The organism is Vulcanisaeta souniana JCM 11219 (assembly GCF_026000775.1).
Classification (GTDB): Archaea; Thermoproteota; Thermoprotei; order Thermoproteales; family Thermocladiaceae; genus Vulcanisaeta; species Vulcanisaeta souniana.
Genome location: NZ_AP026830.1, coordinates 1887946 through 1912944, shown reverse-complemented (window position 1 = coordinate 1912944; position 24999 = coordinate 1887946). Strand labels below are relative to the sequence as shown.

The following is a 24999-nucleotide window of genomic DNA, read 5'->3' as shown; positions in this document are numbered from 1 at the left end:
TCCACTAGGCTTTATCCTTAACATTATTAATGTAATAATTACAAACCTCTTTAAACCCGCATACACTACATCTTGGATTTCTGGCTGTACATACATCCCTACCGAACTGAATAAGTTTAAGGTGAACTTCCAAATACCTGCCAGGATCTGGTGTTAATATGTTCATCCAAGCCCGCTGTATTTCACGGTAATTCCTCGATTTAGCAATACCAAGTCTCATGGATATCCTGGTTATGTGAGTATCAACAGGGAATGTTGACTTGCCTAGATTAACAAGTATTACATCGGCTGTCTTCTCACCAACACCAGGAAGCTCGAGTAATACTTTCTTGGCCTCATCGAGGGGGAGATCCTTAATCCGCGATAAATCACCTCCATATTTCTCAAGAATCACCTTGGACAACTCAATGATCTTCCTAGCCCTGATCCTATGCATACCAGCGGGCCTTATGGCATTAGCCAAGGTATCCTCATCAATGTCTACTAACCTATCGGGTGTTACGTCACCAACCAACCTAACAAGGTTCTCAAAGGCCCTAAGTGCATTTCTATCATTCGTGTTCTGCGTCAGGATGGTCACAACTAACGCCTTAAAAATATCATTACTACTCCTATACACATAAATGGTGGCGAACTTCCGAGGCTCAATCTTAACATTGGCAAGAGCCCTAAGCGCCAGTTCCTCAGTTAGCTCCATGCTGAATCACGCCCATCACCCCTCCTAAGCATATATAGTGCTATTGCCAACGCGGTCTTGGCATCCCTAATACTGCCATTAAGAACCATGTTAGTTGCATCCCTAAAGTCAACAACTACCCTGTCAATAACCTCATGCGGCTCAGGCCTTGGTTCACCTAATTTCTTAACATTAACATGATAAATCAATATATACTCAGTAGAATAACCTGGTGTTGTGAAGCCCTCAAAGAGTTTTTCAAAGTGGTCGGTCTCAGCCCCGATTTCTTCATTCAATTCCCTAATTAATGCATGCTCAGGGGTCTCGTTCTTCTCAACGACCCCCGCGGGTATTTCTAGGACATATTCATTCACGGCGGGTCTAAATTGGCGTAACAGGATAACCTTATTGTTCTCATATATTGGTAGTGCAGCTATGGCGCGCGGAAAGAGTATTTTCTCTACATTCATCTCATGCCCATTAGGCAACATTACCTTAGATACGTCCAATGTAATTCGTCTACCACTATAAACTATAACCATTGATGCAGAATTACTGGGCGTATCTTAAAATTTTCCTTAACTATTTCTGCGCCTTAGATTTTACTTTCCTTACCTTCTTTTTGATCCAGGCTAGCTTCCTCGGGTCGCGGTTGTACTTAGTAGCGCTCACAAAACACTTTCTACTACAGAACCTGAGTACTGTGCCATCAGTCTTAACATACATTATTCCAGTGCCTGGTGGTATTTGCTTTCCACAAAATGCGCACGTGTAAATCCTCATACGGCGTTCGTATTTAATCATATTTTTTAAAGTTTATGTTTCCCTGTTTAATGATTATTCAATTCCTAGTTCACATCCACAACCCAGGTAAAACGGGTATTTAGTATCGTGGGAAAATGATTTTTAAGTCAAACTTCTTGTTCATACCGGGTAATTATGAGTAAGGCTGATGCATCATTAGTGGATTATAGACCACCAATTACCGTAGTAGTTGGCCACGTTGATGTAGGCAAGACGCTCCTCCTCGATAAAATAAGGGGCACCTTCGTCGCCTATAGGGAACCTGGCATGATAACTCAGCACATTGGTCTCTCCTTCATACCGTGGGGTGCCGTGGAGAAAATAGCCGACCCATTACTCGCCAAGTTCAAGCTCAAGGGTAGAGTATGGATTAGGGGTTTCCTCATGGTTGATACGCCGGGCCATGCGGCCTTCTCAAATCTAAGGCGTAGGGGTGGTTCTGTGGCTGATTTAGCTGTTTTAGTCATAGACATCACCAGGGGATTCGAGGAACAAACCTACGAGAGTCTCACCTTAATTAGATCAAGGAATATACCCTTTGTGGTTGCGGCGAATAAGCTTGACAGGATATACGGTTGGGAACCTAATGAGAACGCGCCATTCCTTGAATCATATGATAAGCAGAGGGAGGATGTTCAGGGCAGAGTTGAGGAAGCCATTGCCAGGATAATTGAGGAATTTAATAAGTTAGGTATGGATGCCGATAGGTACGATAGGGTAAGGGACTTCAATGCTCAAGTGCCTATTGTCCCCACGAGTGCCGTGACCGGCGAGGGCCTAGCCGATCTGCTGGTTGTTCTTGCTGGGTTGAGCCAGAGGTTCAATAGGGAGAAGTTGAGGGTGACATACGGGCCTGGTAAGGGCGTTGTTATGGAGATTAGGGAGGAGAAGGGTTGGGGTGTCACTGGCGATGTGGTGTTGTATGACGGGGTCATTAGGAAGGGTGACGTGGTGGTTACGGCAGGCCTAGAGGGGCCTGTAAGTACAAGGGTCAAGATGTTGGTCCTGCCAAAGCCACTTAATGAGATGAGGGATCCCGAGGATAGGTACATGTTCATGGATGAGGTTAGGGCCGCAGTCGGCGTCAAGATAATTGCCGATGGACTTGACCAAGTTGTCCCAGGTGCGCCAATATTTGTTGTTCCTCAGGGTGCCTCATTGGATGAATACATGAAGTTGGTTAAGGAGGAGGTTTCGGAGGTTAGGATTGAGACGGATAAGGAGGGTGTTGTTGCCAAGGCAGACACGTTGGGTACACTTGAGGCCATGGTCATTTACCTCAGGAGCCAGGGTATACCCGTCAGGAAGGCTGATGTTGGTAATGTGAGTAGGAGGGATGTGGTCGAGGCATCCATTGTGAAGAAGAAAAATCCGTTATATGGTGTTATACTGGCCTTTAATGTTAAGGTGCCGCATGATATTGAGATTGAGGCAATGCAGTATGGAGTAAGGATATTCAGGAATGAAATACTTTACAGGCTAGTCGAGGAATTCACCCAGTGGTACAAGGAGCAGAAGACGAAGCTCATCGAGATGGAACTCGATAAGTACATAAGGCCTGGGAAGATAAGGATACTTCCCGGCTACGTATTTAGGAGGAGCAACCCAGTGATAGTGGGTGTGGCAGTTCTTGAGGGCGTTATAAAGCCTGGGTATACATTAATGAGAGGTGATGGTAAGAAGGTAGGCACAATAATGCAGATACAGGACAAGGGCAAAAACATACAGGAGGCCAGGAAGGGCATGGAGGTAGCAATATCGATAGAGGGCAACGTAATGATCGGCAGGCAAATCAAGGAGGGCGATGAACTATACATAGACGTACCCGAGGAGCACGCAATAACCCTAATGACGCAATTCAAGGACCAACTAACAGAGGATGAAATGGCACTACTTAAGGAGATACTGAGGATAAAGCGGTCATCAAAATAACGCATCTAAGGCTATGATCCCCAGGTTGTAACCTACGTAAATAACATCCATAACCTAAGTACTTGAAACACAATGATTATAATCTAAGTATTCTCTCTTTTCAACCCCATTGCGGATACTTGAGCAAGCTTTCCCAAGATATAGATCAACTGCATAATTAGCGCTTATTACCACTGCAATAACACTATTTCCGTCGGCCGCTCCTTAGGCTAATCAAGACTTATAACTTGTTACTTTTAGTATCAAGGTTAATAAACATTTTATTATATTAAATAGTAAGTATTTATTTTTATTTTAATGAGACAAATATGATTAAATTTTTATTTTATTCAGTATTCTATTTATTAATTCTTCGGCTTCCTTATAATTATACTCCCTCAGCATTCCTATCTTGCTTGCTACTTCAGATCCCTCGGCGTGTATCATGGCCGTTAATAGGTAACCCATTAGGTGGCTTGCGCCTAATTCCCTCACTAGGCTCATTATTTTGTACCTCGTATCGCCATCAATCGCGCCCCTGAGGTATTTGCTTATGTATTGTCTTTCCTCCGTATTGGCGTAATCATCGTGTGAGGGCATTGTGGCTATTAAACCGCCTGCAATATCGATGAGTCCGTGTACAACGTCTATGAAGTGCGCGTTGGCGTATAGCTTGCTCACGTTTGTGTAGACTGGATTTGGTATGGCTATTCCCTCATCAATCCAAGGCTCTAGGGCGGCAGCCATGGCGCCCATACTTAATACTTCCTTATACATGATCATTTGTACAAGCCAATCCCTAACATGTGGTGCATTCTCAATACCATTAGCCCTAGCTGCATAAAGCGAGGCACCTAGGTATAAATTGGCAGTGGCTGCCCTGTAGGATATTGCCGTGAACCTATGATACGTGGCAAAGGTCCAGGCCAGTTGACCTGCAAGGTCCCATTCTCTAAACATGAATACCCTGTCCCACGGCACAAACACATGATCAAACACGATCAATGCCTCCACCTCAAATCTACTTGCTGCATTAACGGCGTTGGGATTGCCATCATACTCAAGCACCGGCCTAACGATGAATTTAAGGCCCTTGGTGTTCGCTGGTACTGCAAAGGCCACGGCATAGTCCTTATCATTCTCCACCAGGGCTCTGTACGGCAGTACTATGATCTCGTTAGCCACCGGTCCCTGTGTTGTGTGTATCTTGGCTCCATTAACCACTATGCCATCGTCACGAACCTCAACTACCCTCAGGTACATGTCCTTGTCCTCCTGCTCGTGGGGTCTCTTGGCCCTGTTGCCCTTAACATCTGTCTGCGCAACTGCCATTGCCAAATCATTCCTAACGACATGCTCGTAGTACTTCATTACCCTGCTGTAGTAGTTAGTGCCGTACCTCTTATCAACCTTCTTGGCAATTATCATTAATGAGAAAAGCGCATCACTGCCAATGGCTTGTACTATGTTAAACAAGCCGTCAAACCTAAGAGTATCCTCATAAATCAACTTATACCTATCGAGCAAATCATTCGTGTTCCTGGGTATCCTAAAGTATTTACTCACGAGACCATAATTAGGGTCTTCATAGAGCCTTTCCTTAACACCAAACAGATCCGATGCATGCCTAACCGCTATACTAATTACTGGGTGTGTTGTTATATCATCAACTCTCTTGCCCCTGTAGTAAACAACTCTACCATCTTTAACGGAATTTACGTAGTCAGTTGGCGATCTAGGCATAGGTAGAGCCCCTAGTATGATTAATTAAATGTAACTTATATATAGTATCGATGAATATTGAATTAGGAAAGATCACTTATTTAATTAGGGTTTCCAAACACCTCTTCTTAGTGCATCGGTTATTGTTAGCAGGTTTATTTCGTTAGTTCCTTCGTAAATCCTCGTAACCCTGTGATCTCTCCAGTACCTTTCCACATCAAATTCCTCGAAGTATCCATAACCGCCGTGGATTTGTATTGCTTCATCAACCACGTAATTAGCGAGTTCCGTTCCATAAACCTTGGCAGCACCTGAGAGAGCCCCCATGGCCCTTGGATCGATCTTAAACTTCAGGTAATCATCAATGTAATACGCAGCCCTGTAAATCAATGACCTAGCGGCCTCAATGTACATAGCCATCCTGGCCAGTTTCTCTTGGATTATTTCAAAGTTCACTAATTGCTGGCCAAATTGAGTCCTCTTCTGTGAATACTCCAGCGCCTTGTCGAAGGCGGCCAATGCGATGCCAAGGCCTAGGGTAGCCACGCCAATCCTTGATACATTGAAGTACGCCAGAGTCCAGTAAAAGCCCTGGTTTCGGCCCTTATCCTCCCCGCCCAATACGTTTTCGGCAGGTACCTCAACGTTATCGAGGTAAATCTCACCAACTGGTATTGTTCTTTGTCCCATTTTGCCCGTTAGTCGCCTGATCGTTACGCCAGGCCAGTCTGTGTGTATTATAAACAGAGTTTGTCCTCTGTGTCTCTTTTCGGGTTCAGTCTGCGCTAGGAGTAGTCCGTACTTTGCTGTGGGTGCGTTTGTTATGAATGTCTTCATGCCCTTAATAATGTACTTATCACCCTTCTTCTCTGCAACTGTATTTAACTGAGTGATGTCAGTACCATGCTCTGGCTCTGTGTATGCTCCGAAGAATGTGTTCTCACCCTTGTAAATAGGTGGTAGGTACTTCTTTCTTTGTTCCTCGGTACCGAAGAAGTAAAGCATGTGGGATGTGAAGGGACCAGCCATTATTGCAAGCCCCAGCGTGGGTTCAGCCCTCACTAGTTCCTCGGTGACGACTATGTCGGCTAGGTATGTTGAGAACCCACCACCACCATAATCAGTGGGTATTGATGGAGCCAGTAAACCGAGCTCACCGGCCTTCTTGTAAAGATCCCATGGAAACTCCTCCTTCTTCTCATACTCCCTGGCAAGTTCAGGCGAGAAGTTCCTCTGTGCGAATTCCCTTGTGGTTTTCCTTAGTAGTTTTAGTTCCTCAGTGTATTGTGGGAACAAGTCTAATATATCGGTCATTAAGTAGCGTTCTTTCTTTGTTTCTCTTAAACCTATTCAATAAATACCCTATATACTGCATTACGGTTTATTCGCCTTTAGTCACGTTTCAATTTCAATTATGCAAAAACGTAGGTAATGGGTCCCAGGGGATAATTTAAGGATATTTTTATTGATTTAATTTTATTTTTAGCAATTAAATTTTTTACCTTTATTACTAATATATATAGGGATATATATCAACAATAAAAGTTAAGTCTAAGGATTGCCCCAAAATATGAAATACTAACATGTCCATTAATGAGGAATTCGTGGAAAAAGCCCAGGAGTTCTATGATTATCCTTTGACGCTTCTTAACCTGATAAAGTGGGGTGTCGATACATTTCCTGAACAAGAGGTCATTTATGCGCCGCCGGATGCCCCCAAGTTAAGGTTAACATTCGCCCAGGTTTGGGATAGGGTTAGGAGACTTGCTTCAGCTCTTGAGCAACTTGGTGTTAAGCCTGGTGATCCCAAGAGACTGGGTACAAGGGTTGGTGTTTTGGAGTGGAATTCGCACAGGTACCTGGAGCTTTATTATGCGGTTCCCGGACTTGGTGCCACGCTCCATACTGTGAATATTAGGTACTCACCAGAGGATTTGGTATACACAATTAACCATGCAGGCGATGAAATACTATTCATTAAGGATGAGTTCATGCCACTACTCCAGGCAATACTGCCTAAGCTCAAGACCATTAGGAAAGTCGTAGTTATGAGTGATAAGCCAGAACCGCCTCAAGTCAAGCTTCCAGGTATTGAGGTTTATGAATATGAGGATTTAATAAAGAGGTCAAACCCGTATGAGTTTGGGGATGTTGATGAAAGAACCGTGGCAACCCTATTCTACACCTCAGGCACCACTGGTCTGCCCAAGGGCGTGTTCTTCACACACAGACAACTGGTGTTACATGCAATGGGAATTTCAATATCAACGGCAGCGCCGCCCTATGAGCTCACAATTAAGGATGTGGTAATGCCCCTCGTGCCAATGTACCACGTACATGCCTGGGGAGGCCCACATGCCATGTTCCTTACAGGCCAGAGGTACATCTATACTGGACGTATGGATTGGGGCTACATATTGAAGACTATCAGTGAGGAGAAGGTTACATACGTATTCGGCGTGCCAGTAATACTATACCTACTCCTTACGCACCCTGATTCCTCGAAATACGACTTAAAGGGCCTTAAGTATGGTAATGGTGGCTCGGCAATACCAGAAGGTCTCTATAAGTTGGCTAGGTCTAGGGGTATAATTGTGATTAATGGCTATGGGCTATCAGAGACGGCGCCAGTGATTGCCCAGGCATTGTTTAAGACACAGTCCCTTAATTGGCCTGAGGATAAGAAGGAGAACTTCTTAATGAAAGGTCTCAGACAGATACCACTGGTGTTTCTTAGGGTTGTTGATGACCAGGGTAGGGATGTTCCAAGAGACGGTAAGACAATTGGTGAACTGGTGGTTAGGGCACCATGGTTAACGCCAGCTTACTATAAGGACCCAGGGAAGACTAAGGATTTGTGGCGTGGTGGTTGGTTACACACTGGCGATGTGGCGGTTTGGGACAGTGATGGGTATATTTGGATCATGGATAGACTTAAGGATGTGATCAAGAGCGGCGGTGAGTGGATCGTTAGTACTAGGCTTGAGGATATAATAAGCACGCATCCAGCCGTGGGTGAGGTTGCCGTTATTGGGGTGCCCCATCCTCAGTGGGGTGAGAGGCCCGTGGCTGTCGTGGTGCCTAGACCAGGGAAGAAGATCACAGAAGATGACATTAAGAACTACCTAATGAAGTTCGTGGAAAAGGGCGAAATACCAAAATGGTGGGTTCCAGACAAGGTAATAATCAGTGAGAGGGAATTACCAAAGACAAGTACAGCTAAGGCCGATAAAAAGGCGCTTAGGGAACTTTATAAGAACGTGTTAAGCAGCTGACTATATAAATTAAATATTAAAATAGGATTTAAAAATACTAGGTTAGTGTCTGTCCATATGATAATTGATTTCCATGCATGCCCCTCCACGGACTTGCTCTCTATTAGGAATAAACTTTCGTTAATTAAAGTCATGAGGGCCGTTTTACAGCCAATAGATGCGCTTCCACTACTTCATATATTGCCGAATGAATTCTTTACAGAGTTATCTATAGAGGACCCCCACTCTGCGTTGCTTTGGGGTAAGTATATAGAGAGATTAACGAGTCTGTGGTCGCCGAGAATGTACGATAACATGAAGGTTTGGTATGAAGCATCAACAAATGATTATGATTTCTTCATACCCTTTGCCAGTATTAACCCTGCGCTTGGCGCCAAGTACGTCCATGAGAAGCTCAGTGAACTGGATAATTTAGGTGTCCAGGGTATTGTGGTGTCACCAACCCTTCAATTATTCGACCCAGTAAAGGCCAAGGCCTTCAGACCGATCTTAGAGTATGTGGAGAGGAAGGATTTGTTGTTGGTAATGCATTTGGATCCGTGCCCACGTGATGTAGGTATATGCTTCAAGAACCTAATGCCTGATGCGCTCAGCGAGGTCCTTGACAGGTATAGTATTAGAATGGTCCTGTCCGCACTAGGAATTTCCGAGAGTATGATATACCCATGGCTCGAAAGAATAACGAGGCTAATGAAGAGGTATGACAAAGTATACATAGAAACTTCTGGCATATCATGCATACTATTCAACACCCTAATTGGTAGAAATGCAGTGAAGTCAATAGGTGCAGAGAGAATACTATATGGCGGCGGTTATCCGTTCTTAAGGTTTAGACAAGTGATTAAGAACTTAAATTGCGTTGAGTCATCTGAACTATCTAAACGTGATTTAGAAGCCGTACTATATGACAACGCTTTTGACCTACTTAGAGACATGGGCGTGAGTATTGATGATGAGAAAATTGAAGAACAAAAGGTAATATAATTTTTAAAATTCAATTAGTGGAAATCCAAGGTTATGGAGGTATAATACCAAGTGGAGGTGGTACACCCAGTGATACTACGGCGCCAAGTATCAGGAACAACACTCCATCAATAATGGCCAACAGACCTGAGATCCAGTGCAATCTAGCACTTGCCCTATACCCTGCCAATGCACCCGTTAGGACTTGGAATGCTAAAAACAGGAGTGCCAAGGCTAGTAGTATTTGCCCGGTTAGACCAGCAAGTACCGTGACAAATAGGAAGTATATTCCGGAATAAAGTAGTACGTGGTTCATGGCGAATAGGTTGCTCTTGCCTATGGTTGCGGCTATACCAATCATCCAGAGGATTGCATCGAAGACAGCGGTTGCGGCTGCGGATAATGGGTTACCTGCCATTACATCGAATAATACACCTATTAGTAGCATTATACCGCCACTTATGAACACGATACCTAGGTCCCTTGGTTCGTTTTTCTTTCCAAGGTTCATGTTTACGCCGCCAACGGTCATTAACATGGCGCCACCTACTACATAAACAAGATCTGTTGCGGCTAAAGCCATAATAGATGCCGTACTCATACAGAATATGAAATTATTACTGAGTTTAAAGTGTATGTTCTACTTTTTATATTTATATTATTTATAATTGAATATAAGATATATACTAAATAACCACTTCCCTTGCAGTAAAAAATTAATGGATTAATACAAATACCATGAGCAATGAGAAAATCCATAATAATTATAATAATACTAGCAAGAATAATATACAGTGCCTACTGGTTCTATCTGGCTCCGGCTCTACCAATCATGGGTACCGAGCTAAAGGTCAGTGAAACATTATTGGGTCTTGTACCCTTTATTTTCATTGTGGGAGCAGCATCCTTTCAAATACCCGCCGGCATCATTGCTAGTTACCTTGGCAACGCAAGGACAGCAGGTTTGGGATTATTGATAATGTCCTTAGCGGGTTCATTAATACCAGTAATAGTTTCCTTGAGGTACTGATCCTCAGGTTAATTGCAGGAATTGGTGCCGCCCTCTTCTTTTCAACAGGCGCTGCCATCCTCTCAACAACCCATCCTGATAGAGTAGGTACATGGCTTGGCATTTATAATGCCGCCTTTGGGCTTGGTTCAGGGTTAGGATTGATATGAGGCGTTATGTACACTTTCCTTGGATGGAAATTATCCATACTATTACTTAGTATTATCGGCATTCCATTCGCATTTATCGTATTTTTCTTCCAGGGCGGTTACATGCATAGATTACGTATTAGGTTTGGTAATTCAACCGGGTAATTCATATACCAGTACAGGGAAACACGATACTACTGGATAAGGTTAATCCAGGATACTGGACAGTCATAGAAACAGACCAGAGCGGCTTGTAACTAACCATGACCATATGTTTGACTCAAGATTCTAATCTTATTTTTAAATGGAGTAAATAGAGCCCCTAAGTTATTACACAGCTGGTAATTTACTACCAACGTACGCAGTTGCCAGGGGCTTACCTCTTTACTTATCCTCATTGTTGACATCAATTATGCTCTTTTCAAGTATATTTGGAGGGCTTTCTGGGCGGATAATTGATATTGTTAAGAATAAGGTTTTGCTGATAGTTACGTTAACGGTGTTGGGTACAATATCCCTTATTTCTGTTCCTACGCTTAATATAGCAGCTATAATAATCGCTGGTGGGTTAATGGGTTATACCAATGAGTTAACATTGACTGCGGCATACGCATTGGTCACTAAACATGAGAATCCGGCGCTATCGCTAGCCACTTTAAACGCATTGAATATGGCTATAGGTATGTGGCTTAGTATATTATTTACTGAGGTTATGGTTATTTCGTACTTATTACCATGGATATTAATGATAATTATATCCCTGGTTCTTCTCCCCCTACTTCTATTATTGAAGTAGTTTATTTGATCATTCTGTAGTTATGGATTCCGGCTTTGAAAAATCCTCTTCGTGCTATTAATGCCTTTATCACTAGGTATAATGTAATTATAACTAGACTAATGAAGTAGGGCATCAACTTAACAAGGTTTATGCCCAGTGTGGATTCTATTGCTGTAAATATCGTTATTAACGCCGCTGCAATAGCCACGGCCTTATCTAAACTCCTCATGGTATCAACTCCATACAGTACAGCCTTCATTTTAATAGTCGCCGCTCTAAATAGGGCAAGATTAGATGATAGGTGAACTATTAGGTTAGCAAGCATTGATAAGAAACCAAGGAGTAAAAACGCGTTAAATGGGCCGAGTAGGTAGGTCGTTACTAATGCAATGGCATCAAGCGTCAATGCACTAATTAGTACGGAAATAACGGGATTACCCTTGCTATTAACTAGGGATAATGCATTCGGTAATTGACCGTCACTAGCCATGGCATATAGCGTCCTTGATGATGCAAGTACATAGGCGAGACTACCAAGTACGCCGTCATTTATCATGGCAAATATTACTATTGGATCAAGTAACATACCGAGGAAATGATGCAGTATTATTATGACTGGTGACAAACCCTTACCAGCTGCCTCACTTAGGAAGCTAACAAGTTCGTGAATATTCATGAATGATAAGCTGGCAACTGCCGTTGAGTAAATGGCCAATGCAGCTAGGGCACCTCCAGTAATTATAACTGCCTCAACCGCGCGGCTAATGGTCTCCCTTGCCTTCCTAACCTCACCGCTCAACGGCGCGATTGTGCCGTAACCTGTGGGTATTGCTATTGCGTAAACTACGGCAATCATTAATGTGGGCAACGATATAGAAGATACGTAAATGAACGGATTAAAGAACATACCATGCGAGATTAGTAACAAGGTTACGGATATTAATATTAATGCAACCATCTCGAGTGAACCAGAGAAGATGGCGTATTTAGCCGAGATCCTGATGCCCAGATATGCCAATACTGTTGTTGTTGCCAGTGATATGGGTAGGCTTATCTGCCAGGGGATTCCCAAAATCCATTGGGCCAGGTACGAGGCACCAATCACATACGTGGCGCCATAGGGTATTGCGTAGAATAGGTAGTTCCAACCGATGAAGAAACCCGTTGGCCTACCGCCAAGGTACTTAGTTGCATACTTATAATAACCGCCCGTCTCAGTGATCCTCTTACTTAATCGCGCAACCACGAATCCATTGATGAAGGCAATAATAGTACCGATCATTACTGCCACGGGCCCCGCTAGGCCAGCTATAGCTAGAACTGCCGAGGCGTAGGTCAGGTCACTGAGGAATGGTGATTGACCACCTAGGCTTGCAAAGAATACGTCCCAAAACCCAAGTACTCTACGCAATTCTACGGTATCCGTACTATTACGTTCACCATTATTTGCATTATTGATCATATTTATGATTTTATGATACCACAGAAATGAAGTCTTTAAAAAGCTAACTGTCTTTTACTAAAGTACTCATTTAAAAACAACGTGAATAAATAATACTTTAGCTAGATACTTTTAAAAATTTTCATGAAGAGACAATTAGGGATGGAAAGAACACTTTTCCATTAACAGTTTCCTCAGTACTGATTGGGAATCGCCAAAACCCCTAATATGGTGATAAACCGCATTACCACAATTAAAGGCGTTACCCCTACTGGTGATTATATGCAAATCGTCCCCTAATTTACACGGATCAACTAACTTCCTGAAATACCTCATGTAGGTCTTAGTTAACCTAATAATCACGTAATCCCACCTACCACTTACCAATTGGTTCAGGTCAGGATTGCCATAAGCCATCCATTTATCCAATACGGACTCATCGGCATTACCCAGGTAAGCATCGTAGGGTATTATCCACCTATCACCACTTATTACACCATACCTAGCCGAAAACACAAAAACATCGGCACAACCCCTAAAACGCCTGAGCACTCTGAACTCAGGTCCATCATACATGTCTAAGGCAGGTCTCATTAGATCACTCAGTAGCTTCCTATATTCATCCTCACGCTCAAGGTCAAAACCAGGCATTCCACCGAGTCTCTTCACGACTTGCTCATCATTAACTGACTTTCTCCTGCTGCAATTAATAATGACGGCAACCCTCCTACCCATTATAAGTGCTTCTTACAGACACATACTTAAACAATAGCCCCTTCCTATCAAGTAATCTATAGCCGGCTCCAAGCTTAAGTAACTCAATGACGGAACGAGGCTCCTTAACCAGGGAACTACCGATGACGTCAATGCCCAATCCATGCAGCACTGAGGGATAGGTAGCGGCCGTGGGTCCGCTCAATACGGTGACCGCCCCACCCCTCCTCATGGCTAGTAATTGATCAATTGTGTTATTCACCATCGCAGAGCCCGTTATAACGAGTATATCGCACCTCGGTATTATGAGTGGCGCATCAACATCAGGATAACTACCATGCCTCAAGTCGCTCCTCCTTTCCAGCTGATAAACACTGCACCTACCCCTGAGCGCCTCTGCAACCGGCGTAATACTACCAACAAAACAAGCCGTGCACGGGGGTTTAACGAATCTCAGGATCTCACTCTTTAAATCACCCTGAGAAAGCCTGAATCCTTCACGCATAACCAAGTAATGGGATATGGCGTTAATCAATGCAATCCCCAAGGCCCTAACCAGTGAATCCAAGTTAACGACAAGCTCTGGGAGTTCCTCAACCCTAGGGACGACACCAACTTCGCCAGCCCTCAAATCCTCAGCTGGCGTATAGGCAATGCCAAGGAACTCCCCAAGCCCTGTGCCTATAAGCACATAGGTATAATTGAGGCAGTTGCACTTATCGAGAACCTCAATACGGTCATTACCGAGAAGCTTCAGAACCTTCTCAGCGACCTGCTTACTGAAGGTGCTCATCATATCACTTCCCAATTAACTTCATGAATCTGAGGGCATCATTAAGCATGTGCACGTTATTAAACATCACGTATACGGTGGACGACTCAGCACCATCAACAATAGCCTTAAGTCTCCCAAGGTCATCATCAGTGTACTTATACGAGTAGTTAACCTCGCCCTTACCAATCCCATGGAGCCTGAAGTAGGTTATGTCACGAGGAACAAGAACCTCATGCTTAAAGGGATCAACAACATGCACAATACCCGTCTCCTCAAAGACCCGCCTTAGTAAATCAACATTATTATAACTAACGCCCCTCGGTTCCCAACCAATCCTATCACTGCCACCTATTGTGCGAAAGAACTCGATAATCCCCCTAACAGTGTCCTCATTCACCTCCATGGATGGTGGTGTTTGGAAAACATAGAATGCAGAATTAAGGGGCTTAACCACATTAACAAATTCATCCCAAAGTTCCAGATTCTCTCTCGTGGGTCTAAGCAAGCCATAATTACTTAAATCACCCGTCAACCTAGCCCTCCTCATTCTACGCCAAGTCGGCGAATCACTCGTGTGCGTCAATCCCTGAAATACCTTAACAGCAAATTGAAAATCAGCAGGAGCCTCCCTCCCCAGTTTACTCATCCTCTCCTGCGTTGGCAAGTCATAAAAGGTTTCCTGCAATTCCACAACTTTAAATAACGAATAATATCTTGATCGCGCCGTGGGAAATCCACAGGTACCTACTAAGATGTCCCTCATCATAGATATAGAATTAATGCCAGTATTTTTGTAATTTTTGTCATTCAATGAGGTACGAAGGTTAAATATCAACCTAGAAATATCATCAATGCTACAACAACCATGGACTTTAATTTATATAGTAAATTATTTACCGTGAACTCATTAAAAATAGCACCAGGGAGATTTGAAATTTAAAATAATTTTAAATTATCCTACTCATCTCAACCTGGGCATGTATTTTCTGCTTGGTATAATATGAATGGTAGCCAGTTATCATTTGTGGATTGTAGTGTCACTGTATACGAAGTTGACGGATTATACTGTAATACAAAGTATATAGTGCTTTCAAAAGAATCAACGTAGTAACCGCCATTAACATAGTTTGGATAGCGCACGGTTCCGCTCGTCCATAATATCGGGGATGCCGCTGTGTTTGTTGATCCAACACCTGCGTTTAAGAACCAAATTCCGTCTGCCGCATCAACCTCGAAGCCAACTGGATATTGGGCACCAGCCGTTGTCGTGGCTGATGTGCACAAGCTTGTGGTTACACCAATGTTCCATACTAAATCGCTTAAGTATAAATTAGATGGGTTATTAATTATGGCTAAGGATGATGTTAAACCAGCAACTTGTCCATCGCTCGTTGCTGCATCAAATATGAACTCGAGCGTCTGCTGTAAGATCTCTAAGGCCATTTCAAGGGTTGAGTAACTGAATAGTGAACATCCCGTATTACTGGGTTGAGCCACGCCGCTCTCCCCTCCCCAGCCCATGTATGAATTGTAACCATTGGCTTGATCTACCTCATAGGCCTCCGTCATGTTTATACCCACGTTATAATAAGCAAACGAGCCTCCACTACTTGATGGTATGTAATTAGCATAGCCCAGGTAGTCAACAGGGAACTGTGGTGTTGCCGCTTGGGTTGGCGATACATTAATCACCAAGGTACAATAGTCATACTCAAATTCATTGCCTGCAATATCCTCGTATTTCGTGGGCCCCGTGTAGAATAACCAACCATACTGCCCATTCAGTTGGTCTCCATATTGGTTTATGAGGTATTCACATGGGTCCATATTTGTTGGGTCCATGCCACTTATTGGATTATGCGTATTGTGGGTTATTGAGTACCAATTCGTTATTAATTCGTTTAAGGTATTTGTTACGTATTCATACTGCGGTATCACGTTTATTTCCAAGCCATAACCTCCAAAACCAACTATGTAAGTAGCACTCACGTTACCAACTCCAATTACTGGGTATCCAATCACCGTGCTATGGTAGTAATTACCCCAGGCTATTGCTATTGCCTCCTCTAAGGCTTGTGTTTGTTTCGGGTTTTTAGTGTATAATATGATTAGGTCCTTCCTACTAATTAAGGTTTGGAGTTGGTTGGATAATTGATTTAGTGATTCATGCATGGTGCCATTCACATAATCCCAATCAATAATTATAATCGAATCAGTGGGTAACGCAGACAATTCACTTAAGTTCACAGGCCTAATCATAGACGCAGGAGCGCCCAAATCAGTTAACTCATTAATGAATTGGGGAGGTCCAATCACATAAGCCGCAACAGGCAGGGTAAGTGGTTGAGGCTTAACAGGAGTTGCCACGCCGGTGCCGGGCTTAGTAACACCAAACCAATGAGCTGCATTAAATGCGAGTTCCTTGGCACTATTAATTGCAGTGCTTATTAATGAAGGCTTTGTAAGAACTATCATGAAGATTGAATCAATAATGGCAAGAACAAAGACCACTGCAATCAACAACCACCTCAAACCCACACCCATACCCATTAATTTTTAGAGCCTCTAGGCATTTTTACTCTGGCGTGCAGGAAAAGTGAGTCGAGCAAAGTTGAATTATCTCTCAAGTTCGATGCCTTATATGTAAAAATTCTGTTAATAAACGTTGAATTAAATTGATGATGGTTACGGAATTAGCATTACTGCCCAACATGGTGAAGGGGCCATGAAATAGGTGTGGCATCACCTTGAAACTGCTGCGGGATTGTCTGCAATGAGTTTCTTCACGTCATTTATATACTTCCTCACCTTATTAACTCCCTTCTTGAGCATATCAAGGTCTATTATTCCATAGTAAAAGGTCATCTGGCGTAGGCATCATTTTATTAAGAAAAGGGAATTAGCCTTTTTCAATGACATAGTCAAGCAATACCTCATTACCACACTCACACATATTAACGGACTTAAGCCTTAACCTCGGTCCCTCCATTGTTGTTGGGTATCCCTCGCCCTCTATGAATGACGTACCTGCTCCAAACACGTATGGCGATATCGTAAGCCTAACCTCGTCCACAAGCCCCTCCTTAATTAATTCCCAATTAAGGCGCCCACCACCCTCCACAAGGACTTTCTTAACGCCCTTCTCCATGAACAGCCTATCAAGGACGTCCCTAAGGTTAACGCGTTCCTTACTCATTACCCATACCTCAACGCCCATGTTTATTAATTGAGCGGTTTTATTACGATCTGCCTGTTCCGTGGTGACTATTATAGTTGGTGCCTCCTTATTTGTGACTACCTTAGCCGTTAGTGGTATTCTTAATTTGCCATCAATGACAACCCTTATGGGGTTCTTAATAGCCTTAACGTACCTGGGCGTTAGTGTTGGGTCATCATTAATTACGGTATTAGCCCCAACCATTATTGCGTCGACACTTGCCCTAACCTCGTGGAGTCTCTTGAGGTCGAAGGGACATGAAAGCCTTGAGTAACCGGTCTTACTGGCTATTCTGCCGTCTAATGTGGCTGCCGAGACTATTATTACATAGGGTCTATTCATTATCTTGGCGCTAGTTAATTGGGGAATAATAAAGTATCTAGTGTTGTTTATGTCTAAGAGCATCGCGGATATGCAGTAGGTCTTGCCTAACGATTGTGGGATGACTTGATTATTTGTTACGTTGAACCACTGATTAGTGTAGTTGGAACTACTTGGTGTGGGTTTTAAACAGCATTTCACGATCATGATTGAGCAAGTTGTTTACCCGTATTAAGCGGCTTCTGTGCGTTGGCGGTATTTACGTGTTTGTTATTACCTATGACCTACCAAAATAGGGTTTTAAACTCAGAACTGCTGCAATTGTGTACGCGAATGATTAGGATAAACGCACTCGGTAAATTGGATATATTCAAGTTGAACATTAGGTCAGTGGCTATTCTGCCCATTGAATCTTTCGATATATTGCTAGGTAATAATGTTAGGATAAGCATAATGGACATGCTCAGCAGGAGTCCAATGACCGTTACATCATTATCGCAGGAATTAGGAATGCTTAAGGGCGTTGTTCATAGGCATGTAAAGGCCCTGGAGGACTTTGGTTGGATCAGGCAATTGAGTGATGAGGAGACAAAATCCATAGGGCTAAGTAGAGAGGCTAACAGGATTTATTATGTTCCGTCGGCCATGGTTTACCTAGGCTTTAAGTTTGAGGCTAATGAGCATGGCATGAAAATAGTGATACCAACAAACTACGGCGCGTTCATAGATATGAGAGGCCGCAAATTCATCCTGTTCACACCAACGTTTACATCGCATGATTGTAAGAATAAATGTCCAACACACGATACATGCTTGGATTGGATCAAGAGAATTGGAAAGCAGTACCACGTGAGTATTGACAACGATGATGCAGGCAAGGCATTAATGTACCTATACGCACAATTAGTGCTTAAGGAATTCAGGGTTTACATGATTAACAACGTAATAATGCTTGATAGCCCACGCCTTAACTCCATATTCATAAAACACACAAACCTAGCCCTTTGATTTCTCGTAATCTCTGCCATATTACAAAATAACCACGGCATGCGCAACCTGGTCTGCGCGCAGTAACTATATCGAAATGATATAGAATAATTATTGTTGTTAATTAAGCACGACCAGGTAATTTCCAGGACCAATGACTTTATTCAATTCATACCACTTACCGAGGGACGGATAATGCCGCTTAATTACAATTGTATTAATGCCATTAATAAGGAGGGCCTGGGTGCCATTAGTGTCCATGACGTTAATTGCGATGCCGCATTTATCGAAAACCAAGCTCCAGGGCCCCATAGAGACCTCGCTTACACAGGGACCCGTAATCCATGCACCTAACCAGTTATCTATACGGAATATTTGAATCTCGTGATTTGCATCAGCATATAACAATCTACCCGAGAGCCCCAGTGCCTTCATGATCCTGAGGGCGTAATTACTGGGCTTGATCCTACGTTTACCGATTCTCATGAGTCTCACGATGATTATTAACGACTCAGAACCAACTAGGCGGAGCTTCAGATTTATTCCTTGGTCGTTCCATTGGGTAATTACTTCGCAGTCTTCATCCGCAGTTAGTACATACAATCCCCTTAACTCATTGTTAATTTGCACCAGGTACCTCCCATAAATGGTCCCAGTACAGGGCATGTAAAGTATTATCTTTGTTCCATATAGTTGGATGTCTTCATTACTAAACCTAAGGCCGTTGCCCATTATTAACGATCCAAGGTCTTTCCTGGGTACTATGTATATCGTGAGCCCTGCCTTATCATAGCATAGTCTGTAGTTTCTCGTTAATTCCTCGACGTGGATGGTATTAATGCTACCCATCCTATCTTTAATAAGTGGAGACTTATTTATTTAAATAAAATTAAGATGGTGCGTAGCAGAATGATTATTAAAGTAACGTTCTTAGGGACAGGAGCTGGAACGCCAGGCAAGGACAGGTACTTACCTGCGATATTGGTTGAGGATGGACAAAGGAGAATTCTGCTTGATGCTGGTGAGGGTATTCAATATAGGCTTCTTGAGGTTGGTGTTAGTCCATTAAAGGTAACCCACGTATTCATTACTCACCTACATGGCGATCACGTGTTTGGATTACCAGGTTTACTGGCTACAATGGCAATGCTTGGTAGGAAAGAGGATATAATAATCAGTGGCCCCCGGGGGATAATGAACCTCGTGAGGAGCACCATGGAGGTTGTTGGTGATCCGCCATTCCATGTGTGGGTTTATGAGATCGAGCCATCTGAGAATATAAAGGAGGTAATTAATGAGGAGAACTTCAACCTGCAGTGTGTATTGGCAAGACACACGGTGACTGATTGTGCCTACTCACTTGAATGGAGGACTTACGTGGGCAGGTTCGATCCAGAGAGGGCAAGGAAACTCGGTGTTCCGGTGACTTATTGGAAGAGACTTCATATGGGTGAAACCGTGGTCCTCGATGATGGCAAGGTAGTAAAGCCTGAGGACGTGATCGATATAAAGTCCAGCGGGGTGATTAAACTGGTCTATACTGGCGATACTGCACCTAGCAATTCAGTAATCGAATTGGCTAGGAATGCTCAAGTGCTCATTCATGAATCGACCTTCTCAGCTGCAGAGGATGGAAACCTCGTCTGGAACCAGGGGCACTCTAGGTCAATAGACGCCGCCTGGATAGCCAGAAAGGCTAATGTTGATAAGTTGGTACTAACACACATCAGCAATAGGTACTCCGACCCTGAGCTTCTGGCTGCAGAGGCTTCCGAGGCTTTTCCAAACGTTGTGGCCGCCAGGGACTTAATGAGTTTGTTAATTAACGCATAATGGTTATTCCTCATTTCCAATAATGTAGGGCCTTAGGACCTCGGTCAGGCTTACCAACTCATTAATAGTTAGTTGCCTAACCCTAACATTAATGTTGATCCCAGCCTTGATCACGGCACTTACTGGTTCAGAACCGAGGTACTTACTGAGAACCCACTTGAGGACCCTATTCCTGTGCCTAAAGAGCAGGTTAGTCACTGATTCGAGGATTTTGAGATCACCGTAACAAGGCTCTTTCCCAATCATTAACACTAACGAGGAATAGACATCCGGGTTAGGATAGAAGTAGTCAGGTGGATAGGTGTCTAGGATGCTTATGGCGTAATTACACTGCGTAATTATGCTTAGCCTGCCGTAATCATCACTACCCGGTTCACTGGCAAGCCTATTGGCGACCTCCCTCTGTATAGTCAGCAAGGCCCTCGGTACTCTCTCCCTTATGATTCTCATTATTAATGGCGAGGTTATAGAGTAGGGCACATTAGATACAACAATATCAGCTTGAGGCCATGGGACCCTCAAGGCATCACCCTGGATTATGGATACATTATCTAATCCATTTAATACCTGCCTGGCGATTCTAATAAGCCCTCCATCAACCTCTATGGTGATTACTTGCGACGCAACCCTAGCAAGATAATAAGTCAATATACCAATCCCTGTACCAACCTCAAGAACCCGTGAGTTCACAGGTACATGATTAATAATATCCTTGATAACCAACGGATCAATCACGAAATGCTGACTCAATCTCCTTCTCAATCTCAACCTATGGTTCATCACAAGTCTCATTAGGTCCTCCCTAGTCACTACGTCAATGTCAGAAAGCATTACCCTAAATTTTAGGGGTTAATTGTTAATAAGTTTTTAAATGGGTACCCGCCATAATCGAGTGGGGTCATCAATAACCAATGCAATAACCATAGTAGATATATTAATGAATATTCCCAGGGTAGGTTGGATACAACGTGGGGTTCCACGCACTACTGCTGAGAGTGTTGGTGAGCATACTTTATTGGTAAGTTACCTAACGCTTCTCATATGTAATGAGGTTAGGAGGGTTGACAGAAGCATTGACGCGAGTAAGTGCATCTCCATGTCTATTATACATGATGCACATGAGGCATTGATTGGTAATGTAGGTAATAACGCGAGGTCTCTAATCAATGAATGGAAGGACCTAGAGACTAGGTTGTTTAGTGAACTTGGTTTGCCCGAGGAACTAAATAATTACTTCAGAGAATATAGGTATGCATTAAGTATTGAGGGTAAGATTGTGAATTTCACGGATAAGCTGGCCACGTACATGAGGGCGTGCACCTACGCTAAGAATGGCTATGATACTAGGGAATTAATTAATAGCTACAGGGAGTTAATGGAGAGATTACTTAATGAGTTCCCTGATGGCGTTAAGCAGGTAATCCAGGGGTTAATGGCATCAGTGTATTCATGGTGTGATGATGGTTCCCTCACTAATGCCGTTAATCATAAGTCTCCTTAATGTCTCTGGTTTATTGCAACCAACTACGAATATTGTGATTCCACTTCTTTGAGCTATGCCCAGTGCCCATGGATCAAGTAAGTCGTATGTTCCAGCAACAGTCTTTGACTTGAGCATATCCTTTAATTCAGCAATGCTTACCTTACTTAGTCTCTTTGCGTTTGGGTCGATCCTTGGGTCGCTTGTATACACCGCATCAACGTTTGCGCAGTCAATCATTTTTTTAATGCCTAGGAATTCACTGACGAGTAATGCAACGGTGGCTGTGGATTGCCCTGGTTGAAAGCCACCCGTGATTACTAACTTACCTGTTAACCAAGCCCTAAAGACTTCATCCAGGTTAGTGGGTATTGTTATGTAGGCAATGTCGCTAAGGGCAGCAGCAAGTAATTGGGCATTTAACCTACTAACTGATATGCCAAGTAGGTCTAGCATAGCTTCATTAGCATTCATCCTCCTACCAAGTTCTATGTATCGGCGAGCTAGAGAACCACCGCCAGTCACCACCACCATTTTGTAACCGTTTTTCCAGAACTCGTGAATCAGATTCACGTAACTAGGCAATAGGTTATCATTGTCGAATAGATGCCCACTTAACTTAAGTGTGAATGGTTCCTTGAGCATTTGTGGATTTCATGGTGTAGTACTTTCTTAAGCTTTCCTAGTTAATTCTTTCATTGCCTTAATAATGCCGTTAGATACATAGATAGGTAGGCCATTGAGGCTTAGGCTCGGTATTGCGCCATCGCACACGGTTTGTAGCTTATCGAGATTTTTCACTAGGAATTCCTTAATTTGATCATAATGATCAGCACCTATTAGTGGTTGCATGTATATATCGATTGAGCAGTCATTCTCGTACCACTCCTTGAAGAACTTGGCTGCTGATATTAATTTATTAAATTCGTCAATACTTAATTCCCTGCCATTCATAACGATGACCACTTGGGTGCCAAAGAATTTCCTGGTAGTCCTGACCTCAATAAACCCTAGGTTACATGGAGTCTTTGTTTTTATACATTGGGAAAGTCTATCATTTATACTGAGCAATCTCAGTAGTTCTCTATTTCTTTCATACTCATGCTTGCACCTACAAACCTGTTGAAGAGTTTTCATAAGTCTTGATCCGTACTCCTCAGTAAGCGCCTCAATTACATTGTAATTATGCATTTCGTGATTAAGATATGGACTTATTTTAAAGATAACTTCATCAAGGTAAAGATCTTACTCAACCCTACCAATTGCTTTCCTAACGATCTTACCGCTTGGGCATTTAAAAAGACCAATTATCACGCCTCTTCTGCCCTTTGGTGCGAGCATCCAGACCTTCAGCGGCTTAAGCTTCATTATCTGTCCATCACACTCGACATCGTACTCCTTCTCCATATAGCCTGTGTATTCCGCCATTGTCCTTACCACCTATTCTATCCTTAATAAATAATCATGACCATAAATGCTGAAAAAACTGAACCTAGCCATTCTCTTTTTACATGGGTAATTACAAGGAATTATATGACTTATTGAATCATAATAATGGACAATAACGAGTGATTTCCATGATAATTATTCACAAGATTCTAAATTAATTATTTCGGGTCTAAATGCAGAATATTGCGCAATGTGACTGTGGATGTGAATTGGAATTTGAAATATAACGAAAATTATTTAATACTGATGACGATATGAGGAAGTATACGGAGTCTATAGTGACGAAGGGTTCCCAAGCGCTGAGACAATGATGAGCTTGCTAAACCTAAGGCCAGGTTTATAGGACGATAATTTATTCGTTGATTCTTTATTATTCGTAACGTAGGTTCTCGTGATGATAATAATTATAAACGTTTAAGGTGATGTAGTTTATAATGGTAACTAGGGTTGTTATCTATGGTGTTGGGCCCATTGGTCATTTAATAGCTAGGGTAGCCCTTGATAGGGGATTTGATGTTGTTGGTGCGATTGATATTGACCCGCAGAAGGTTGGTAAGGATCTTGGTGATGTACTAGGTTTAGGTAAGTCGTTGGGTATCAAGGTTGAGAATGATGCCGATAAGGTCCTCAAGGATTCTGACCCGGATGTTGTTCTTCACTCGACCGGTAGTTACTTCGATAAGGTCTATTCACAGATAATGAGGGCGATTAGGGTTGGTACCGACGTCGTATCAACGTGCGAGACCCTATCATGGCCCTGGTATAGGTACCCAGACCTCGCGGAGCTTATTGATAATTACGCCAGGGATCACGGTGCTACAGTGCTTGGCGCCGGTGTTAACCCAGGTTTCGTATTTGACGCATTGCCCGCGGTGCTTTCAGTGGCATTAACGAAGCTCAATAAAATCACAGTGATTAGATCCCTGGATGCCTCAAAGAGGAGGTATTCTTTCCAGAGGAAGATTGGCCTTGGCATGACACCAAGCCAATTCACCGAGGCGTTGAGTAGGGGTGAGATAACGGCTCACGTGGGCTTCCCAGAGTCAGTACTACTACTAGCCAGTATCATTGGTCTTAGGCTGGATAGGGTTGAGGAGGGTCAGGAGGCGTTAATTGCGGAGAGGAATTACGAGACGCAGTACTTCAAGGTTGGGCCTGGACAGGTTAAGGGCGTTGTTGGTCACGGAAGTGGCTTCATTGGTGGTAGGGAGGTTATTAGGGTTGAGTTGAGGGCTTGTGTTGGTTGTGAGGATTTTGAGGAGGTTAGGCTTGAGGGTGAGCCGTCGATCACGTGGAGAAGCACTGGAACGCCCGGCGACCCGGCCACTGCAGCAGTAATAGTCAACCTAATACCAAGAGTACTAAGCGCAAGACCTGGACTAATAACACTCAAAGACCTAATAAACTACTCATACGCGGAATACAACGCCATATAGTTTAATCAATTCAATGCCTAAGGCCAACGACTAGGCAATCTTAATCATCACTTGATTGC

At 43.2% G+C, this 24999-nt stretch carries 26 protein-coding genes and 1 pseudogene; 9 read left to right on the top strand and 18 right to left on the bottom strand.

The features are described from left to right. Nucleotides 1-4 precede the first annotated feature (4 nt). The 3 genes from Vsou_RS10355 to Vsou_RS10345 are packed head-to-tail and all read right to left on the bottom strand — an operon-like array spanning nt 5 to nt 1459. Nucleotides 5-697, bottom strand: a complete 693-nt coding sequence (locus Vsou_RS10355) for an endonuclease III domain-containing protein (protein ID WP_188603865.1) — start codon at nt 695-697, stop codon at nt 5-7. Then, the gene (locus Vsou_RS10350; protein ID WP_188603866.1) at nt 688-1218 is read right to left on the bottom strand and encodes an NUDIX hydrolase; all 531 of its coding nucleotides are present in this window, start codon (nt 1216-1218) and stop codon (nt 688-690) included. The genes Vsou_RS10355 and Vsou_RS10350 overlap by 10 nt, the downstream gene beginning before the upstream one ends. Before the next feature lie 40 nt (nt 1219-1258). Next, nucleotides 1259-1459 (bottom strand): 50S ribosomal protein L24e, encoded by a 201-nt coding sequence (locus Vsou_RS10345; RefSeq protein WP_054844002.1) that lies wholly within the window; start codon nt 1457-1459, stop codon nt 1259-1261. A gap of 156 nt (nt 1460-1615) precedes the next feature. Here Vsou_RS10345 and infB point away from each other — a divergent pair, with 156 nt between their 5' ends. Continuing rightward, entirely contained in the window at nt 1616-3412 is a 1797-nt protein-coding gene (gene infB / locus Vsou_RS10340) for a translation initiation factor IF-2 (protein WP_188603867.1), read from the top strand. A gap of 312 nt (nt 3413-3724) precedes the next feature. Here the strand turns inward: infB and Vsou_RS10335 are convergent, their stop codons facing one another. Both Vsou_RS10335 and Vsou_RS10330 read right to left on the bottom strand, forming a co-directional pair. Then, entirely contained in the window at nt 3725-5134 is a 1410-nt protein-coding gene (locus Vsou_RS10335; protein WP_188603868.1) for a 4-hydroxyphenylacetate 3-hydroxylase N-terminal domain-containing protein, read from the bottom strand. Between the two features lie 84 nt (nt 5135-5218). Then, complete coding sequence (locus tag Vsou_RS10330) at nt 5219-6427, bottom strand: acyl-CoA dehydrogenase family protein (protein ID WP_188603869.1); 1209 nt, start codon at nt 6425-6427, stop codon at nt 5219-5221. Between the two features lie 269 nt (nt 6428-6696). On the opposite strand from Vsou_RS10330, the gene Vsou_RS10325 reads away from it, so the two are divergent. Both Vsou_RS10325 and Vsou_RS10320 read left to right on the top strand, forming a co-directional pair. Beyond that, nucleotides 6697-8388: a long-chain fatty acid--CoA ligase gene (locus Vsou_RS10325; RefSeq protein WP_188603870.1), complete on the top strand. Its 1692-nt coding sequence runs from the start codon at nt 6697-6699 to the stop codon at nt 8386-8388. A gap of 57 nt (nt 8389-8445) precedes the next feature. Further along, nucleotides 8446-9372 (top strand): amidohydrolase family protein, encoded by a 927-nt coding sequence (locus Vsou_RS10320; RefSeq protein WP_188603871.1) that lies wholly within the window; start codon nt 8446-8448, stop codon nt 9370-9372. Nucleotides 9373-9403: 31 nt separating this feature from the next. On the opposite strand, the gene Vsou_RS10315 is transcribed toward Vsou_RS10320, so the two are convergent. Further along, nucleotides 9404-9952 carry a hypothetical protein gene (locus Vsou_RS10315; RefSeq protein WP_054843987.1) on the bottom strand — a complete coding sequence of 183 codons (549 nt, stop codon included), beginning with the start codon at nt 9950-9952 and terminating at the stop codon, nt 9404-9406. A gap of 144 nt (nt 9953-10096) precedes the next feature. On the opposite strand from Vsou_RS10315, the pseudogene Vsou_RS10310 reads away from it, so the two are divergent. Both Vsou_RS10310 and Vsou_RS10300 read left to right on the top strand, forming a co-directional pair. Then, nucleotides 10097-10530: pseudogene (locus tag Vsou_RS10310) on the top strand (MFS transporter). Between the two features lie 391 nt (nt 10531-10921). Next, the gene (locus Vsou_RS10300) at nt 10922-11305 is read left to right on the top strand and encodes a hypothetical protein (RefSeq protein ID WP_229709915.1); all 384 of its coding nucleotides are present in this window, start codon (nt 10922-10924) and stop codon (nt 11303-11305) included. A gap of 1 nt (nt 11306) precedes the next feature. Here the strand turns inward: Vsou_RS10300 and Vsou_RS10295 are convergent, their stop codons facing one another. From Vsou_RS10295 to Vsou_RS10265, 7 genes are all read right to left on the bottom strand, one after another. After that, nucleotides 11307-12749, bottom strand: a complete 1443-nt coding sequence (locus Vsou_RS10295; protein WP_188603872.1) for an APC family permease — start codon at nt 12747-12749, stop codon at nt 11307-11309. 135 nt (nt 12750-12884) lie between these two features. After that, on the bottom strand, nt 12885-13463 hold the full coding sequence (locus tag Vsou_RS10290; protein ID WP_188603873.1) for a DUF6884 domain-containing protein: 579 nt from the start codon (nt 13461-13463) through the stop codon (nt 12885-12887). Continuing rightward, nucleotides 13456-14235 (bottom strand): Rossmann-like domain-containing protein, encoded by a 780-nt coding sequence (locus Vsou_RS10285; protein WP_229709916.1) that lies wholly within the window; start codon nt 14233-14235, stop codon nt 13456-13458. The genes Vsou_RS10290 and Vsou_RS10285 overlap by 8 nt, the downstream gene beginning before the upstream one ends. 4 nt (nt 14236-14239) lie before the next feature. Continuing rightward, nucleotides 14240-14980: a DUF72 domain-containing protein gene (locus Vsou_RS10280; protein WP_188603891.1), complete on the bottom strand. Its 741-nt coding sequence runs from the start codon at nt 14978-14980 to the stop codon at nt 14240-14242. 203 nt (nt 14981-15183) lie between these two features. Further along, entirely contained in the window at nt 15184-16767 is a 1584-nt protein-coding gene (locus Vsou_RS10275; protein WP_264890719.1) for a hypothetical protein, read from the bottom strand. Between the two features lie 192 nt (nt 16768-16959). After that, nucleotides 16960-17082, bottom strand: coding sequence for a hypothetical protein (locus Vsou_RS10270; protein WP_264890718.1), 123 nt, complete (start codon nt 17080-17082; stop codon nt 16960-16962). 34 nt (nt 17083-17116) lie between these two features. Beyond that, on the bottom strand, nt 17117-17962 hold the full coding sequence (locus Vsou_RS10265; RefSeq protein ID WP_308419831.1) for a 2,5-diamino-6-(ribosylamino)-4(3H)-pyrimidinone 5'-phosphate reductase: 846 nt from the start codon (nt 17960-17962) through the stop codon (nt 17117-17119). A 126-nt stretch (nt 17963-18088) separates the two neighbouring features. Here Vsou_RS10265 and Vsou_RS10260 point away from each other — a divergent pair, with 126 nt between their 5' ends. Beyond that, complete coding sequence (locus Vsou_RS10260; protein ID WP_054843993.1) at nt 18089-18763, top strand: ArsR/SmtB family transcription factor; 675 nt, start codon at nt 18089-18091, stop codon at nt 18761-18763. Nucleotides 18764-18862: 99 nt separating this feature from the next. Here the strand turns inward: Vsou_RS10260 and Vsou_RS10255 are convergent, their stop codons facing one another. Beyond that, a complete protein-coding gene (locus tag Vsou_RS10255) occupies nt 18863-19591 on the bottom strand; it encodes a hypothetical protein (RefSeq protein ID WP_188603875.1) in 729 nt (242 codons plus the stop codon). Nucleotides 19592-19636: 45 nt separating this feature from the next. Here Vsou_RS10255 and rnz point away from each other — a divergent pair, with 45 nt between their 5' ends. Next, the gene (gene rnz, locus Vsou_RS10250) at nt 19637-20575 is read left to right on the top strand and encodes a ribonuclease Z (protein WP_264890717.1); all 939 of its coding nucleotides are present in this window, start codon (nt 19637-19639) and stop codon (nt 20573-20575) included. Nucleotides 20576-20578: 3 nt separating this feature from the next. On the opposite strand, the gene rsmA is transcribed toward rnz, so the two are convergent. Continuing rightward, entirely contained in the window at nt 20579-21406 is an 828-nt protein-coding gene (gene rsmA / locus Vsou_RS10245) for a 16S rRNA (adenine(1518)-N(6)/adenine(1519)-N(6))-dimethyltransferase RsmA (protein ID WP_188603877.1), read from the bottom strand. A 61-nt stretch (nt 21407-21467) separates the two neighbouring features. On the opposite strand from rsmA, the gene Vsou_RS10240 reads away from it, so the two are divergent. Next, nucleotides 21468-22076 (top strand): HD domain-containing protein, encoded by a 609-nt coding sequence (locus tag Vsou_RS10240; protein WP_188603878.1) that lies wholly within the window; start codon nt 21468-21470, stop codon nt 22074-22076. Here Vsou_RS10240 and pyrH read toward each other — a convergent pair. Genes pyrH through Vsou_RS10225 form a run of 3 tightly spaced genes read right to left on the bottom strand, consistent with a single transcriptional unit; the run spans nt 22023 to nt 23483 of the window. Beyond that, a complete protein-coding gene (gene pyrH / locus Vsou_RS10235) occupies nt 22023-22700 on the bottom strand; it encodes a UMP kinase (protein WP_054844754.1) in 678 nt (225 codons plus the stop codon). The genes Vsou_RS10240 and pyrH overlap by 54 nt on opposite strands. A gap of 27 nt (nt 22701-22727) precedes the next feature. Then, on the bottom strand, nt 22728-23246 hold the full coding sequence (locus tag Vsou_RS10230) for a hypothetical protein (protein WP_054844753.1): 519 nt from the start codon (nt 23244-23246) through the stop codon (nt 22728-22730). Nucleotides 23247-23300: 54 nt separating this feature from the next. After that, a complete protein-coding gene (locus Vsou_RS10225) occupies nt 23301-23483 on the bottom strand; it encodes a chromatin protein Cren7 (protein WP_229709917.1) in 183 nt (60 codons plus the stop codon). A 455-nt stretch (nt 23484-23938) separates the two neighbouring features. On the opposite strand from Vsou_RS10225, the gene Vsou_RS10220 reads away from it, so the two are divergent. Then, nucleotides 23939-24940, top strand: a complete 1002-nt coding sequence (locus Vsou_RS10220; protein ID WP_188603879.1) for an NAD(P)H-dependent amine dehydrogenase family protein — start codon at nt 23939-23941, stop codon at nt 24938-24940. Nucleotides 24941-24999 lie beyond the last annotated feature (59 nt).

Bases quoted from the DNA above. Each gene is read 5' to 3' on its own strand.
- Vsou_RS10230 (WP_054844753.1), bottom strand. From the start codon at position 23,246: ATGCATAATTACAATGTAATTGAGGCGCTTACTGAGGAGTACGGATCA.
- Vsou_RS10225 (WP_229709917.1), bottom strand. From the start codon at position 23,483: ATGGCGGAATACACAGGCTATATGGAGAAGGAGTACGATGTCGAGTGT.
- pyrH (WP_054844754.1), bottom strand. From the start codon at position 22,700: ATGCTCAAGGAACCATTCACACTTAAGTTAAGTGGGCATCTATTCGAC.
- Vsou_RS10285 (WP_229709916.1), bottom strand. From the start codon at position 14,235: ATGAGCACCTTCAGTAAGCAGGTCGCTGAGAAGGTTCTGAAGCTTCTC.
- Vsou_RS10330 (WP_188603869.1), bottom strand. From the start codon at position 6,427: ATGACCGATATATTAGACTTGTTCCCACAATACACTGAGGAACTAAAA.
- Vsou_RS10255 (WP_188603875.1), bottom strand. From the start codon at position 19,591: ATGGGTAGCATTAATACCATCCACGTCGAGGAATTAACGAGAAACTAC.
- Vsou_RS10295 (WP_188603872.1), bottom strand. From the start codon at position 12,749: ATGATCAATAATGCAAATAATGGTGAACGTAATAGTACGGATACCGTA.
- Vsou_RS10350 (WP_188603866.1), bottom strand. From the start codon at position 1,218: ATGGTTATAGTTTATAGTGGTAGACGAATTACATTGGACGTATCTAAG.
- Vsou_RS10320 (WP_188603871.1), top strand. From the start codon at position 8,446: ATGATAATTGATTTCCATGCATGCCCCTCCACGGACTTGCTCTCTATT.
- infB (WP_188603867.1), top strand. From the start codon at position 1,616: ATGAGTAAGGCTGATGCATCATTAGTGGATTATAGACCACCAATTACC.
- Vsou_RS10345 (WP_054844002.1), bottom strand. From the start codon at position 1,459: ATGAGGATTTACACGTGCGCATTTTGTGGAAAGCAAATACCACCAGGC.
- rsmA (WP_188603877.1), bottom strand. From the start codon at position 21,406: ATGCTTTCTGACATTGACGTAGTGACTAGGGAGGACCTAATGAGACTT.
- Vsou_RS10325 (WP_188603870.1), top strand. From the start codon at position 6,697: ATGTCCATTAATGAGGAATTCGTGGAAAAAGCCCAGGAGTTCTATGAT.
- Vsou_RS10265 (WP_308419831.1), bottom strand. From the start codon at position 17,962: ATGATCGTGAAATGCTGTTTAAAACCCACACCAAGTAGTTCCAACTAC.
- Vsou_RS10315 (WP_054843987.1), bottom strand. From the start codon at position 9,952: ATGAGTACGGCATCTATTATGGCTTTAGCCGCAACAGATCTTGTTTAT.
- Vsou_RS10260 (WP_054843993.1), top strand. From the start codon at position 18,089: ATGATTAGGATAAACGCACTCGGTAAATTGGATATATTCAAGTTGAAC.
- Vsou_RS10335 (WP_188603868.1), bottom strand. From the start codon at position 5,134: ATGCCTAGATCGCCAACTGACTACGTAAATTCCGTTAAAGATGGTAGA.
- Vsou_RS10280 (WP_188603891.1), bottom strand. From the start codon at position 14,980: ATGAGGGACATCTTAGTAGGTACCTGTGGATTTCCCACGGCGCGATCA.
- Vsou_RS10300 (WP_229709915.1), top strand. From the start codon at position 10,922: ATGCTCTTTTCAAGTATATTTGGAGGGCTTTCTGGGCGGATAATTGAT.
- Vsou_RS10355 (WP_188603865.1), bottom strand. From the start codon at position 697: ATGGAGCTAACTGAGGAACTGGCGCTTAGGGCTCTTGCCAATGTTAAG.
- Vsou_RS10220 (WP_188603879.1), top strand. From the start codon at position 23,939: ATGGTAACTAGGGTTGTTATCTATGGTGTTGGGCCCATTGGTCATTTA.
- Vsou_RS10290 (WP_188603873.1), bottom strand. From the start codon at position 13,463: ATGGGTAGGAGGGTTGCCGTCATTATTAATTGCAGCAGGAGAAAGTCA.
- Vsou_RS10275 (WP_264890719.1), bottom strand. From the start codon at position 16,767: ATGGGTATGGGTGTGGGTTTGAGGTGGTTGTTGATTGCAGTGGTCTTT.
- Vsou_RS10270 (WP_264890718.1), bottom strand. From the start codon at position 17,082: ATGACCTTTTACTATGGAATAATAGACCTTGATATGCTCAAGAAGGGA.
- rnz (WP_264890717.1), top strand. From the start codon at position 19,637: ATGGTGCGTAGCAGAATGATTATTAAAGTAACGTTCTTAGGGACAGGA.